Raw genomic sequence first — 13865 nt, 5'->3', positions numbered from 1 at the left:
TTATGTTAGAGGTTGGGGCAAGGACTACCCTAATCTCTAGTATAAGGAGTTTTTTCTTGCAAGGCCAGGTCATTTTAGGAATTTGGCTGATTTTTGAGCGCTATATCTCTTGACAAGTTTATATTTTCTTTATGCAACGCTAGTGAAATAGTATATTAATGCGCCAACAACAATGGTTGTGACTAATATTAAAAATGCCTGCTTATCCCTCAATATGCTAAAAGCTGCTCCTGTATTCCTTGCATAAGTCAAATGGAATATATCTTTAACTATGGGTATAGCACCTATCGGTTTTAATTGTGTTTCTATAAGATATTTAGTCCACTGATCAATCCCTGTCAATATTGTGATAATAAAAATATAGAACATTTTCTCCTCCTCGTATAATAAGTTCGGTAAAAATTAAAATTGGTCTTTGAAAATTGAATGCATATTTTTTAACACCTCTGGTAAAATAGTTTCAGGTTGCCCCTCCTTGAGACTTTGTTCTCTTAAATAAGATTGCCTAACTAGAGTACAGCTTTTTACTTGCCGGAAAATGTTTTGCCTCGTTTTCTTATGTACCGCGAGGTTGTAAGGCTGTACTCAATCCGGAGGTGATTCCTTTGGCTATTTTAGCTATTGATGTCTCAAAGAACTATCTTTCTTTCTTTTCTGATTTCATCGGTAGTGGGACTGTTGAGAACTCTCCTCAAGGTATTGTTGAACTTTTTAACAAAGCTTTTGCTTCTTCTTCCGATTTTTCTCTTGTCCTTGAATCAACTGGTGTTTTTTCTTTTAATGTCGCTAACTTCTTCTTTCAAAACAACGTACCTGTCTTTTGGGTTAAAACTGATAACATTAAGCTCTATCGCAAAATTCTCAATCGTCCTAAAACTGACAAAATCGATGCTGAACTTATTTTCTCTATCGCTTCTAAATTTCCTGAGTCTTTAGTCCCTTTTGTCAATAACTCATATATCATCTCTGAGCTTCGTAATCTCACCAGACTTTATTTAAAGTTCAACGAAGATATCGCTCGATTGAAACTTAGGCTCTATTCGTATGTTTCTCTTTATTTCCCTAAACTTGACTTTAAACTAAATAAGACTTTCGAATGCCTGCTTAAAGATTATACAATCGAAGAAATCGCAAACATGCCAATTGAAGAGTTATTTGAATATATTGCGAAAATTTCCAGACACAATGTCTCTTCACAAGTCTTAGCAGAAAAACTCCAAACTCTTGCTAAAGATGCCTTGAGGTTGTCTGTTAATCCTTCAAACACTCTGAGAATATCTATTGTTTCCACTATCGATTTGATACAGCACTATGAAAAACAAATCGAACTAGTAAAGAAAGAAATAAGTAAATTACTTAAAGTAATTTCGAACACACTAACAACAGTCAAAGGGATAGGAGAAATAACTGCAGCTGGAATTATAGCCGAAATAGGAGACATCAATCGTTTCGAAAAAGCCTCAGCGTTAGCATCATACGCAGGGCTTGTATGGACAATCAATCAAAGTGGAAATTACAAATCAGAAAACAACCAACTAACGAAAAAAGGGAACAAGTATCTAAGAACATACCTAGTAATGGCAGCGAACGGAGTAAAGACATACGATCCTGTATACAAAGAATATTATCGCAAAAAGTACGCAGAAGCAACAACACACAAACACATGAGAGCGCTAATATTAACTGCAAGGAAATTAGTAAATTTAGTGTATTATTTACTAAAGAACAACGTACCGTATGTACCGATGAAATAGGTAAAAAGAACGAAATCAAGTATGTGAAGAATGAAAGTGAAATATTAAGTTATTGAAAGTCAAAGTGTTGACTAGGTTTTTTATTTTTCTATTTTTTCTCCTCTTGACTTATTACCGGAAATCTTTTTGGTGTTCTCAATACGGAAACTTGTAAAGGTCATTGTTATTATATCAAATCGTTCATTTATGTTATGGCCCCCATTTTCTGACTATTTCAGTCAATTATTACCAATAAAGTAGAATTGTCTTGCCAATTCTTGTGTGCACTTAGTTTTTTGATTTACACTTGATTTCGGATTAGAGTTCCAATATGGTATAATTTCAAGTGAATTGTCCCATAATACCGCCTGCTGGGGATGGGGAAGCGTATAAGGCGGATAAGAAATACCCCAGCCTAAACTGCACTTTATTAATTTTGGTGTTTGCGTGCAGTTTAGAATGAGGTGAGCTTATGACAGGAAAGGAACTATTACAAATAGCGGTTAAAATCGAAGGGTCCGGATATTCATACTATTCAAAGCTTGCTGACAAGGCACAAGGTCAATTGAAAGAGTTCTTCAAAGAACTCGCTAATCAAGAAAGAGAACATGCTCATCGTTTTGAAGAAATCATGAAGAAATACGCCGATGAACCAACGATGGCAACGTGGCAAAATGAAGAAGTCGGCGGCTATGCTGAAACATACGCAAAAGCATTCATTTTCCCGGAAATTGAAGAGGAGAAAATGCCAGAGACTCTTATTGGAGCACTCAGAAAAGCTATAGAAGTTGAAAAAGATTCAATAATTTACTATAATGAGATCAAATTACTCGTTCCAGACACAAAAGCTGTTGAAGAGATAATCAAAGAAGAAAAGGAACACCTCAGAAAATTATCCGAAAAACTGCAGAGTGAAGATTTATCAACTTACAGCGAGGGAAGCATGATTTAATGTTGCTAAGCACTAATAATCAAAACCCGGTTCTGCACCGGGTTTTGAATTTTTCTATTGAGAGGAACCTATGGATAGACGTTTCTTAACTTGTGTCTTTTTTATATTCTTTATCACTATCTCTCTATTCGGGATGGAGATAACGTTATCTTTTGTTGGTGACATCATGTTCCATAAACCGATAATAGATTCTGCCCTTTCCAACGGGAAATACGACTTCAAAAACATCTTTAAATATGTGAAGACGTACATAGAAAAGACTGACCTGGCATTTTGCAACCTCGAAACCACATTAGGAGGAAAGCCATACACAGGATATCCAAGATTCTCCTCCCCGGACGAAGTTTTAGATGCTATAAAATATGCAGGTTTTGATGTCGTTAATGTCGCTAACAACCACATGCTCGATAGAGGTGCAAGCGGGCTTATTAGAACGATAAAGAAAGTTTCTGAGAGCGGATTAACATGCGTCGGAGCTCGGTTAAATCCACTTGAGAAGGAATATACAATTGTAGACGTCAAAGACATCAAAGTTTCTCTTGCATCCTTCACATATTCAACCAACGGCATACAACTGGACAAGGAACGTGCATATATGTTTACATACATATCCAAGGATGTAATAATGAACATAGTACAAAGTATGAGGAAAGAATCCGACATAGTGATAGTTTATCTCCACTACGGGAATGAATATCAAACAACACCAACAAAAGAACAAAGAGAATTAGCTCATTTAGCTTTGAAAAGCGGTGCTGATTTGGTCATAGCAAGTCATCCGCATGTATTGCAAGAAATAGAACTAGTTAAAGACGGACTAAAAACAAAACTAATTGCTTATTCACTCGGAAATTTCCTTTCAAACATGACAGATCCAGGTACAGATGAGGGTGTTATTCTAAACATAACGTACCATAAAGTAAAAGGAGTCACTCAAGTGACTCCCGTCTTAACGCTCGTTCAGAAATACTACGACAATGAGAAACTTCTATTCAGAATAATTCCCGTTAACGATTTTATAAAAAAACCGGACAAATTTATCAATTCACAAACTTTGGAAAAACTTTATGATGTCTCGAAAAAGAATCTTATGTCTGAAGACTAATCTTTAAGCATTTCATACACGCTTCTAATTTCTTCCAGGCAATTCGTAAAAGCATTTACAACCGCTGGGTCGAAGTGCCTACCTTTTTCTTTCACAATCATATCGACCGCCACATCGAAAGGAATAGATTCCTTATAAGGTCGCCTTGTTGTGAGTGCGTCGAATACATCGGCAATTGCAAGTATTCGACCTTCTATGCTTATCTCTTCACCACGTTTCCCATTCGGATAGCCCTTGCCATCCCAACGTTCGTGATGATCTTGAACTATGTTCCTCATACTATTTATTGTCTCCGCGTCAATTATACCATTTGTGTTCTCAGCCAACCTGTCTATTATATGCATTCCAATACCCACATGTGTCTGCATTATCTTCCATTCATCTGAATCAAGTCTACCTGGCTTCAACAAGATACTATCTGGAATTCCAACCTTACCTATATCATGTAAAGGGGCAAAATCGTACAGGATTCTTATCAGTTTAGGTGGCAAATTCATGTTGCTTGCTATCAATTTAGTGTATAGAGACACTCTCTTAATGTGATTGCCAGTTTCATTATCTTTGAATTCCACTAAGTCTGTTAAACTATGAGCAAACGCCGATAATGCTTTCTGCAAGTTGAGGGTGTAGTAAAGCCTATGTGAAAGTATGTCCGAAACGCTGAAAAATAGCTTAGCATCATCTTCTGTAAAATTATTAGGTCTACTGGACGTCAGGAAAAAGAATCCAAAAGGTACAGTGTTAATGCTTGCGAGGACTGTAAGGTTAGATTTAAATCCTTCTTCCAGAAGCAATTTCATAGACTTCGATTTGGTATAACTATAGAATTCCTCCAAATCATTTATGATTCTCCAATTAGTTCTCTCGGTTATCATTTTTCCAAGAGATGTTTCTGAGAACTTCTGAGAAAAACCTGGTCCGAGCTTTATCTGAATTCGCTTGTCAGTAAAATACGCCGTTTCAGCTACTATCTTTGATTCTTCGTGGTCTATAAGTGCTACAGAGAATCTTTCGGAATCAAAATATCTGCACAGCGCACTACCTGTTTCGCTAATAAAATCTTCAATACTCGCGGTCATTGGCACGTGCTTCAGACTTTCTAATATATCGTGAACCAGATTTATTTTATACACCGCTCTCTGGATATCCTCATCCTCCGAATACCTCACTACATTCGCTTCATTGAGCTTTGCCACGTATATATTGTCCGCAAGCTCGTTGAACCTTTCTTTAGAATCCTTTATATAGCATTTCACTAATTTATAGTTTCGATGAGAGAAAAGCATTCCAATTGAGAGTCCAAATACGATGAATATCATTGAAAAAGTCAGTATTTTGTATGATTCCTTGAAATCATTCTCCTCTGATTTTCGTACGAATTCAGCAAATTTGCAAATTTCGGTCAGTATCTCATTCTTAATAGATTCATCGTTCTTATAAACATCAAGCAATTCTTCATAAGAACGATAATCAAATCCATATTCTTTCATGTACGGGAGAATACTGTTAAACTCTCGCCTGCCAGCAATGACGTCATTGATCACTCGAAACGTTTCCCTGTTTTTCATGTAGGAATTCATATGTAGCCATTCGTGAATAAGTGAAGTTATAGCTATTATAGCTATAATGACCACAAATGTAATAAAAACAAATCTATTTCTCTTGATTATTCTCATCAGGCTTTTTTGCTTATTTTCTCTCATTCAACTCACCCACTTAAAAGGGAAATAATTCTCTTTTTTTATTATAGCACACTTTTTCAAGAACAGTTCATTGAGTTTTAGAATACAACCATTAAAACAAAAAAGCGGAGCCTTTCGACTCTGCTTTCTCTTTGTTGGCTCCGGCGGAGGGACTCGAACCCCCAGCCTAGTGGTTAACAGCCACCCGCTCTACCGGTTGAGCTACGCCGGAACTCACACATATCGTTATCTATTATATCACATTTCCGTTTAGTGTCAAGAACCTTTTCTTAAATTTCTTTATTTAAGCTTTTCTTCGTTTTCCTTTCCTTTGCGCTAAAAATCATAACCTAACTTCTTCATTTTGTCAAGATAGATTTAAAGAATTTAACACTCTGAATCTTGAATTATCAGCCAGTTTGATTATAATAAATAATAGAAATACTTATAAGATATCGGATAGTGTTAACTTGTAGTGATGAAAGAGTGTAATTGTGAAAGAATGCGATTGATATTGCCATTGTGCGTTTTCCAAAGATTCTTCACTACACAAAATCCTTGAATATATTTCGCTAAGTTCTTCGTATTCTTCAGCCCTCGCTTGAGTCGGAAAAAGTCTTTCAACAATGAAAACTTAGATTCACATTGATTGTTTTTACCGAGCGGTACCACTACGTGATTGATATTTCTGAACAACAGCTTTACTGCACTTTCATATGCACCAAGTCCATCAGTAATAAGTTCAATGTTTTTAGGTTTTGAATCACCAAAGAACTTCTCGAGTAATACTTTGACTTGTCCCATATCACGATACTTTGAGACATGCCAACAAAGGATAAAATTAGTTTCGTGATCAACTAATAGCCAAACATAGTACTTTTGTTCTTTGAACACAAGAACAGTTTCATCAGCATGAACTGAGAAAACATTTTCGATGGTAAATGTTGGAAAAAGTACAGAGAATAAAGTACACAATTTAATAACCCATTTGTATATGGTGACATGAGATACTTTGATATTAAGAGAATGAGCAAGAGAGCGATAAGACATATTGTGTTTCATATACAAAACGAAAGCTTTTAAGATGAAGTAGATAGGAAAACGGAAATATTTAAATTTCTCAGGAATAAGAGTGACTGGTTCAGGAAGGTTAAAAGGAACTCTATCTTTGGTATGACAAGTTCTACAACGGAAGACAACGAAAGAGCGACGGACTTTGTAAATTTGCATAGATTTACCACAAGAAGTGCATTTGGGATAAGGGAAAGAGAAGTTTTTGCGTTTGTGAGAATGGGAAAGTTTGAAAGAATGATGGCAGAGTTTGCAAAGGAATTGTTGGTTACCGTATTTGTCATGACCGTTTTTGTATAAGCTGGTGGAACCGCATTTTGGACAAGAGAGCGTTGAGTTGTTCATATCGGGATACCTCCTTTGTCGAGAGTTGGTTGGGGGTGTCCCCTCTTTATAAGGATAATGCGGTTTTTGGAAAGTTTCAATACTTTTAGTTAACATTATCCCTTCCAGGATGGGAGGTCAGCCTATGAATAATCATATCATGAACTAAGAAAACTGTCCCCTCAAAAAGCAAGAGAAGTTGTTCGTAAAGTTTTTGAAGCTAACAACCAGAATGTATCAAAGACAGCAAAGATATTAGGTATTGCAAGAGCAACAGTAAGAAGAGCTGTATACGATTGTTTGGAAGATAAGTCAAGAAGACCGAAAAACTCCCATTAGACAAAGAAAGCTTACCCAAAGAAGTATATCAGCACATGAAAAATTACAGATTGCCAAGATACGAATGGAATATGATAGACGTAGCAACCAGGACAAGATTTACAGCATACTCATATGAATTAAATTCAACGTTTGGATTTATGTTCATTTCGATAGTAGCGTTATGGTTAAGAGTGCACAATGTAAGATGGAGAATGAAAATACGGATGGATAACGGAATGGAGTTTTGCGCAGGAAGCGAAAGGAAATTGAACGAATGGAACGAGATATTTGAAAAGTTAGATTTACAGTTAAGTCCAATACCACCGAGAGCAAAACACTTGATGGGAGTAATAGAGAACAGCCATAGAGCGGATGATGAATACTTTTTGATGAACCATGCTGAAAGATGCAAGAATAAGGTTGAATTTTTAGACAAGGCACAAAGATGGCAAGACACGTGGAACAAAGCCAGACCAAGCAACGGAAAAGGGATGAAAGGGATGACGCCATATGAAAAATTTACAGAAAGCAAAATAATGGTATCAGGACATGTATACGAATATCCTGTGGTATTACTTGAGGAGGTATTCAGAAAAGTGGGGAGTTTGTATCATCTTTTCAATAAATTAACTGGTAAATATGTCTTCACCACCACCAGTTAATTAGCAGGCATCCTGGGAGACAGTAACTTTTGAAGAATTTGATGCAAGTTTTAAATACTTCAATGAAAAAATAAAAACCAGTATTGAAGAATAAATTACCCAAAAGTAAGCGTAAAAAATTTGAAATTCATCCCCACTGAACCTTGAAATAAGTGATGAAATTGTAAAAGCTAAAAAATTATACAACAAACCGTTTTCACGTACGAGAATTGCTACTAAAATTGCTACTGATAGAAGTATTACACTAAGTTTCATTTTCAAAACAATTTCGATTACTATTAATACAGTGCTTAGGCTTGGAATAAGAATGTATTCAAGCTTATGTATAATCTTTTGTTTTCTTAGGTGAACATAAAGAAATATGTATAAAATAGAAAAGTTTATAATGTTTTTTCCTTCTTTTACATTCAGAAAGAGGTTTAAAAATATGTACCAAAATGTTGTGTAAGTGTATGCCATAAACACCGAAAAGAAATTTTTGAATTTTTCAGAGAAGTAGAAAATAAAGATCGATACTGATGTTAAAACAAAAAGAACGCTCACGTACGTTTGAATATTGTTATACTTAGGATCAATAAATATCTCTTCTTTTTTTAAATCATACCCGTACAAAAACGGAATTGACAAAATAATGAGAAAATGCTGAGATTGAAGATAACACCATTGCAAAAAATCCATAAAATTGAGCTTTTTTCTTTCTTCTTTTTGAATAGGTAAAGTTGAATTTTTCTTATAATAAAAGTACAAAACTAAAAAGAACGAAACAAAAGATATAACTGCAGAATCTGAATAGGAAACTGATATAATAGGGAAAAATTGTTTTGGAATTTTTTGCCTAAATACATTTTCCAAAAAGTGCATTAAGGAAGTAAAAAGAACGGAATTCGTATAGTCAAATATTACACAATACTTTAACCCCAAAATGAAAATGTTAAATAACAAAAGAGGTGAAGAATAATATTGTGTGTGCGCAATTGAAAAGATAACTGACGAAAATATAGCGGCGATTATGGAATTTTTCCTTTTTCTTAAAAAACCATACAAAAATTTCCTGAATATAAGCTCTTCAAAAAATGCAATAACAAACATATAAAATACCCCACCATATGTGGGGACAAAGCTTTCTTGTGCTCCGTTTATTAAAGAAAAGAATATTACAAATAAGGTTACGAAAATTACATATTCAAAAATTCTACCACGATGGCTCAAAAATCGGTTTAAAAAACTATCCTTTGACTGTTTCATTTCACTCTCCATTTTCGGTTTTTTCAAAGTTATTCATTGTGAAGTAAGAGATTGGATATATTTGTTCTATAGTCAATGTACTTGAAATAACCTTTTTGTTATACTCCATCATCTCTTCCTCTTGAATTGCATTGTAAAGCTTCCATATAGCTTCTTCTGTAGTTTGCCCAATTGCTCTGACAGTCTTGATTCCAGTTTCTACTACACCTACGATATTAAAAAATTTATACACATACTTTGCTACCACTATAAATCCTTGCCAAGGTGAATTTAATTGATAATCAGAGAACGAATTATTGAACGAATTATTTTGCAATCTCAGAGTTTCCGCTTTTAGGACAGAGCCATTAATGAACAAAAAAAATAATGTTACCATTATCAAAAGAAATCTACTTCTTTCTTGAATCTTCATAATACTTCCTCCCCGTAATATTGATTTATATCCATCAAACCGGTTTGATGTTCTGACTAATTTTATTATAGTACAACTTCTTTTGATGACAATCGCGAGTAATTGTAAAAAAAAAAAGAAATCTAATTAATTAATGCTCAATATATTTTCTAATCTTATGATTATTTATTATTTTGGCTTGTAGAAGGTTCTTGTTATAATACGATTCAAAAAATTCGGTGAAGAAAGTATCGAAGTTGTATTGGCAGCCATGGGAGAAGATAGAGAGCATTTGATATACAAATTAGCCGATTTGAAGTACCACCTCACGTTACTGTTGTCGGCGAAGGATATTGAATGGAGTGAATTTGTAAATGAACTGATTAGGAGGCATTAGCATCACAAAACAACATTTAATCGTCTAAAATTTGAGAATTCAAGAGTATGTTCGTTTTTCCTTGTGTATTTGACATTTTTCGAATTTAGTGTAAATTTTAAGATGGATTTTTGTTGGAAACGGTTCTGAAGTTTTAGAAAAGGGGTGCGGATGGTGGCAAGAAATAGCAAAAAACTAGACTTATCGACGCAATTTAAGTACCACATGCATCATTCCTTGGCGGAAAAAACGGAGTATTCCACGTTGCTACAGAAATTCTTTGCACTTTCCTACTCTGTTAGAGACCTGATTGCCGAAAAATGGCTCAACACAGAAGAGATAATCTACAAAAAGAAAGATCTGAAAATAGTCAATTATCTATCGATGGAATTTTTGATAGGTAGGTTGTTGTACAACAATATCTTGAACTTGAAAGCGGAAGATGAAGTTAAAGAACTTTTGAGTAAATACAACGTATCTCTCGATGAAATTGCGCTTTTGGAAGAAGATGCAGCGCTTGGTAACGGTGGACTTGGAAGACTTGCCGCCTGTTTTCTCGATTCCTTAGCCACCCTCGGTTGCCTTTCTTACGGATACACGATTAGGTATCAATACGGCCTGTTTAAACAAGCTATCGAAAATGGATTTCAAAAGGAACTCCCAGATGATTGGCTAAAGAATGGATATCCATGGGAATTTCCAAAGCCGGAAGAAGCGGTAAAGGTTAGATTTTTTGGCAGAAGTGAACCTTATACAGATGAAAAGGGTAATTTGAAATTTAGAGACTGTTCTAGACTGTTCGATAAAATTATGATAACCATCCGAATTCGTTGTATAATTCTTAAAGAGGGGTACACCCCCCTCCATCCTCACGAAAGTAGATTACCCTATGCCACGTAAATCCGACTTCTCCAATCGTCCTCGCTGTCCTTACTGCGATCATCCAACTAAAGTCTACATCAACGCTCACTATCATCGTCGTGCTCCCGATGGTTCTTTGGTTCAAGTTACCAGTTTCATCTGTTCTGAATGTAAACGCACTTTCTCTTTCCCTAAAGCTCAGCGTAAGAAACGCTTCGATTTCCCTTATCCTCGCTGCCCTCATTGTGATCGCCCCATGAAAATCTCCAAAGTCCGTCATTCTTACGTCCGTTTCCGTTGTCGCACTTGTGATTTCAAAACTAACGTTGACCTTTTTACTCTTTCTTTGGTTGAGTATTTCTCTTCTATCCGTTTTTCGCCTAAGTATCCTATTTCTGTCTGCTTGCATGCCTTTGAGCTTTTCTATTCTAATTTGTCTATCAGACAAATTAGAAATGTTTTAATTTCTCAAGGTTACTCTCCAAGTGTATCTACTATTTATCAGTGGATCATCAATCTTTCTAAAGCTATCGTATTTTCTCCTATCCTGTCTGATATTATCAACGTCGATGAGAAGTTTGAGAAAATCAAAATCGGTGATGAAAGACGTAATTTGTACATTTTCTTTGCCGTGAGTAAGTACAGAATCGTTAACTTTGTTGTTTCCACTAATCGTGATACTTTTGAAGCTTTGCAACTAATCTTTCCATGTAAACCTAAACTTGTTTACTCTGACGGTCTACCTTCCTATGCTGTAGCTTGCGAAAAACTCAATATCAAGCACAAAATCATCGATTCAAAGAAAAATCAACCAGCTGAATCAAGAAATAGTCTTCTTGCAATGTTTACTCAAGTTAGAAGAGGATTCAAAAAATTATCGAATGTGTTTTATTACATCAAAGCGTTTGTGGTAATGCACAATATCAAAAGAGAACTAAGAATAAAACATCAAGCAAAAAACTGGACAAAGATACAAAAACCGTTACTGAATTACTTGTTTGAACACCATCAAGAACTATTTGCACTACAGTAAAACAAACAAGTAAAGAAAAATCAAATCCAAGTAAAAAAGCAATGTGGAGACAGTGAAGATATTTTTTAGTGAAAAAAGCTTAGAAATTGACTATCAAAGAACGAAAATTACCAATTTCAAAAACCGACGAAGAAAAACGACAAAGGTTTTCAGAAACAAATCTTGATGAAGAACAAGAATTTTACTTTTTTGCCCTACTTTTTCATATCACCGAACAGTCTATTGGGATTTTTTCCTTTTCATATATATAGACACCCAGGATGGAAATTTCTGACAAATGAAAAAAATATCGCAAAATGCGATATCGCATTTTGCGATATACTATCTTTTTCTTGATTTACCAGATATGTGTTCGATTTCTATTTTTATAATGCTCACTCTCTGTATTGAATCTGCGATTTCGCCTTTTATTTTCTCTAAGTTATTTGAATATTTCTTTCCTATCAGTTCAAGTGCTCCGCGCTTTTCGTCTTCATTTTCAACTATTGAAGCTTTTCCAAAGGCAATTACGCTTTCATATGCAGTTGATAGTTCATCAGGCAAAATTTCGTAGCTTTTGACAATAGTAAAGCATACGTTTGAAAATTTTTTTATGTTTTCTATCTTATGACCTTCTTTAGCACAGTGAATATAGATATACTCTCCATCAAATGCATAGTTTACTGGTATCCCATATGGATATTCGCCGTTAAATGTTGCTAAGACACCATAATCACCGGATTTGAGTATTTCAAACGTTTGTTGTTCTGGTAATTCTCTATCTTTTCTACGCATAGGTGGAAATTTCTCCATCGTTATCAACCTCGCTTTTTACTTTGCCTCGATAACTTCGTAGGTCCATTCCTTTATGTTTTTTAACCGACTATCTATACTCACACCTATAAGATAACATTTCTTGCTTGTGAATCCTTCATAATATCTTCTTTCCTTTATCTGTTCAAGCGCTTCTTTTGCACTTTTGTCAACCTTCAGCTCAATTATATACGCAACCCCGTTGTTTTCTATCAGAATGTCTATTATCCCTCCGGATACTTCTTTTTCTATCTCATGGTACACTCCACTTCCAAATAATATCCCGCTTATCACCGGTTAAACCCCCTGTTTTTGGAGAATAATTAAGCGAGTCTCATTTTTTCACAACCACCACTCTGTTAATTGCGCCTTTCCTACTTTCTTGCTCGTTTAATAGTTCATCATATTCGCTCGGTGTCATATATCCTAATGATCCGTGCGGCCTTATCTCTTGGTAGAAGTATATGTATGCTTTGTATGCATTGTATACGTCTTCTATGTACTCAAATTCATTCATTTGTACGAATTCTCTCTCTACTACTGAATGATGTGACTCTATGTATGCTTGGCTGTTTGGATTGTTCTTGTATCCAAATTCATGCTCTATTCCCATTTCTTCCAGGTATCCTTCCGTTGCTTTTGATTTGAATTGTGGCCCATTGTCTGTCCTTATCGTCAGTTTCTTCGTATCTACTTTCCTGTATTCTATCGCTCTTTCTATGCATTCTATGAAGTTCTTCGATTTGCTCTTCTGTCCCAAATGTGTCCCTACTATCGTTTTGTCTCTCACGTCTATTATGTCAAGCATCGGTACGTATCCGTCTTTCTTTGTCGGTATGAATTTAATGTCTGCTTCCCAATATCTATTTGTCTCTCCTATTTCATGATCCTTTGGCCTTTTCTTTGGATGTTTTGCATGTTTCTTGTACTTACGTATTAGTCCGAGTTCTTTCCTCATTCTGTATATTTTCTTGTGATTTACTATTATTCCGTATCTTCTCTTCAGTACTTTCGAGAGCTTCTTGTCTCCAAGTGTCTTGATGTAGTATTCTGGATCATTACAGTTCTCATTCTCGTATATCGTAACTAAAAGTCCCTCTATTTCTTCGTCGCTGATTGTTTCCCCTGTTACCTTTGTTGAGTAGCCTTTGCATCTTCTTTTGCTCTTTCCCTTTATCCAATCTATTGAAAAGAACGTTCGTGTTGTTGCGTAAAATGTGCTTGAACTCATTTGAAACTTCCCTAAAAGATATCTTAGGCATACTCCAATTCTCTTGTACTTCAAACTTATTAACAATTCTCCAACATTTGTCGATT

General features: G+C 35.3%; 15 protein-coding genes, 1 tRNA gene and 1 pseudogene. 7 read left to right on the top strand and 10 right to left on the bottom strand.

From position 1 onward, the window contains the following. Window positions 1–129: 129 nt before the first annotated feature. Entirely contained in the window at window positions 130–369 is a 240-nt protein-coding gene (locus JM64_RS03295) for a signal peptidase II (protein WP_231882453.1), read from the bottom strand. Window positions 370–605: 236 nt separating this feature from the next. Between JM64_RS03295 and JM64_RS03290 the strand changes: the two genes are divergently transcribed. The 3 genes from JM64_RS03290 (at window position 606) to JM64_RS03280 (ending at window position 3790) form a co-directional block, all read left to right on the top strand. Next, a complete protein-coding gene (locus tag JM64_RS03290) occupies window positions 606–1754 on the top strand; it encodes an IS110 family RNA-guided transposase (RefSeq protein ID WP_011994508.1) in 1149 nt (382 codons plus the stop codon). 451 nt (window positions 1755–2205) lie between these two features. Further along, window positions 2206–2685, top strand: a complete 480-nt coding sequence (locus JM64_RS03285) for a ferritin-like domain-containing protein (RefSeq protein ID WP_064011468.1) — start codon at window positions 2206–2208, stop codon at window positions 2683–2685. Window positions 2686–2755: 70 nt separating this feature from the next. Then, the gene (locus tag JM64_RS03280; RefSeq protein WP_064011467.1) at window positions 2756–3790 is read left to right on the top strand and encodes a CapA family protein; all 1035 of its coding nucleotides are present in this window, start codon (window positions 2756–2758) and stop codon (window positions 3788–3790) included. Here JM64_RS03280 and JM64_RS03275 read toward each other — a convergent pair. From JM64_RS03275 to JM64_RS09955, 3 genes are all read right to left on the bottom strand, one after another. Next, entirely contained in the window at window positions 3787–5493 is a 1707-nt protein-coding gene (locus JM64_RS03275) for an HD domain-containing phosphohydrolase (protein ID WP_064011466.1), read from the bottom strand. The two genes, JM64_RS03280 and JM64_RS03275, sit on opposite strands and share 4 nt — an antisense overlap. 135 nt (window positions 5494–5628) lie before the next feature. Continuing rightward, a tRNA-Asn gene (locus tag JM64_RS03270) sits at window positions 5629–5704 on the bottom strand. Window positions 5705–5937: 233 nt separating this feature from the next. After that, on the bottom strand, window positions 5938–6888 hold the full coding sequence (locus JM64_RS09955; RefSeq protein WP_064011465.1) for a DDE-type integrase/transposase/recombinase: 951 nt from the start codon (window positions 6886–6888) through the stop codon (window positions 5938–5940). 153 nt (window positions 6889–7041) lie between these two features. Here JM64_RS09955 and JM64_RS03260 point away from each other — a divergent pair. After that, a pseudogene (locus tag JM64_RS03260) lies at window positions 7042–7850 on the top strand (IS481 family transposase). On the opposite strand, the gene JM64_RS03255 reads toward JM64_RS03260, so the two are convergent. Together JM64_RS03255 and JM64_RS03250 are read right to left on the bottom strand one after the other, a co-directional pair. After that, complete coding sequence (locus JM64_RS03255; RefSeq protein WP_011994754.1) at window positions 7851–9095, bottom strand: CPBP family intramembrane glutamic endopeptidase; 1245 nt, start codon at window positions 9093–9095, stop codon at window positions 7851–7853. A gap of 1 nt (window position 9096) precedes the next feature. Continuing rightward, window positions 9097–9507, bottom strand: coding sequence for a hypothetical protein (locus tag JM64_RS03250; protein ID WP_011994753.1), 411 nt, complete (start codon window positions 9505–9507; stop codon window positions 9097–9099). Window positions 9508–9703: 196 nt separating this feature from the next. On the opposite strand from JM64_RS03250, the gene hisE reads away from it, so the two are divergent. Both hisE and JM64_RS03245 read left to right on the top strand, forming a co-directional pair. Continuing rightward, window positions 9704–9883, top strand: a complete 180-nt coding sequence (gene hisE / locus JM64_RS10290) for a phosphoribosyl-ATP diphosphatase (protein WP_082204756.1) — start codon at window positions 9704–9706, stop codon at window positions 9881–9883. A 153-nt stretch (window positions 9884–10036) separates the two neighbouring features. Then, window positions 10037–10762 carry a glycogen/starch/alpha-glucan phosphorylase gene (locus JM64_RS03245; protein WP_033192267.1) on the top strand — a complete coding sequence of 242 codons (726 nt, stop codon included), beginning with the start codon at window positions 10037–10039 and terminating at the stop codon, window positions 10760–10762. Here JM64_RS03245 and JM64_RS10140 read toward each other — a convergent pair. Beyond that, a complete protein-coding gene (locus tag JM64_RS10140; protein WP_231882451.1) occupies window positions 10704–11171 on the bottom strand; it encodes a hypothetical protein in 468 nt (155 codons plus the stop codon). The two genes, JM64_RS03245 and JM64_RS10140, sit on opposite strands and share 59 nt — an antisense overlap. Between JM64_RS10140 and JM64_RS10135 the strand changes: the two genes are divergently transcribed. Continuing rightward, on the top strand, window positions 11157–11756 hold the full coding sequence (locus JM64_RS10135) for a DDE-type integrase/transposase/recombinase (RefSeq protein WP_158510139.1): 600 nt from the start codon (window positions 11157–11159) through the stop codon (window positions 11754–11756). The two genes, JM64_RS10140 and JM64_RS10135, sit on opposite strands and share 15 nt — an antisense overlap. A gap of 321 nt (window positions 11757–12077) precedes the next feature. Here the strand turns inward: JM64_RS10135 and JM64_RS03235 are convergent, their stop codons facing one another. From JM64_RS03235 to JM64_RS03225, 3 genes are read right to left on the bottom strand one after another with little or no spacing between them, the layout of a single operon-like run. Continuing rightward, window positions 12078–12548, bottom strand: a complete 471-nt coding sequence (locus tag JM64_RS03235) for a pyridoxamine 5'-phosphate oxidase family protein (protein ID WP_011994751.1) — start codon at window positions 12546–12548, stop codon at window positions 12078–12080. Window positions 12549–12566: 18 nt separating this feature from the next. Further along, window positions 12567–12842: a PD-(D/E)XK nuclease domain-containing protein gene (locus JM64_RS03230; protein ID WP_064011464.1), complete on the bottom strand. Its 276-nt coding sequence runs from the start codon at window positions 12840–12842 to the stop codon at window positions 12567–12569. Window positions 12843–12882: 40 nt separating this feature from the next. Continuing rightward, on the bottom strand, window positions 12883–13833 hold the full coding sequence (locus JM64_RS03225) for an IS3 family transposase (RefSeq protein ID WP_187146486.1): 951 nt from the start codon (window positions 13831–13833) through the stop codon (window positions 12883–12885). Between the last annotated feature and the right edge of the window lie 32 nt (window positions 13834–13865).

The organism is Fervidobacterium pennivorans, from assembly GCF_001644665.1.
Taxonomy (GTDB): Bacteria; Thermotogota; Thermotogae; order Thermotogales; family Fervidobacteriaceae; genus Fervidobacterium; species Fervidobacterium ngatamarikiense.
The sequence above is the reverse complement of the archived record's forward strand: the minus strand, read 5'-3'. Positions and strand labels throughout refer to the sequence as shown.

Excerpts from the sequence above, each read along its gene's own strand:
- JM64_RS03280 (WP_064011467.1), top strand. The coding sequence starts at position 2,756 with ATGGATAGACGTTTCTTAACTTGTGTCTTTTTTATATTCTTTATCACT.
- JM64_RS03235 (WP_011994751.1), bottom strand. The coding sequence starts at position 12,548 with ATGGAGAAATTTCCACCTATGCGTAGAAAAGATAGAGAATTACCAGAA.
- JM64_RS03275 (WP_064011466.1), bottom strand. The coding sequence starts at position 5,493 with ATGAGAGAAAATAAGCAAAAAAGCCTGATGAGAATAATCAAGAGAAAT.
- JM64_RS09955 (WP_064011465.1), bottom strand. The coding sequence starts at position 6,888 with ATGAACAACTCAACGCTCTCTTGTCCAAAATGCGGTTCCACCAGCTTA.
- JM64_RS03285 (WP_064011468.1), top strand. The coding sequence starts at position 2,206 with ATGACAGGAAAGGAACTATTACAAATAGCGGTTAAAATCGAAGGGTCC.
- JM64_RS03250 (WP_011994753.1), bottom strand. The coding sequence starts at position 9,507 with ATGAAGATTCAAGAAAGAAGTAGATTTCTTTTGATAATGGTAACATTA.
- JM64_RS03255 (WP_011994754.1), bottom strand. The coding sequence starts at position 9,095 with ATGAAACAGTCAAAGGATAGTTTTTTAAACCGATTTTTGAGCCATCGT.
- JM64_RS03295 (WP_231882453.1), bottom strand. The coding sequence starts at position 369 with ATGTTCTATATTTTTATTATCACAATATTGACAGGGATTGATCAGTGG.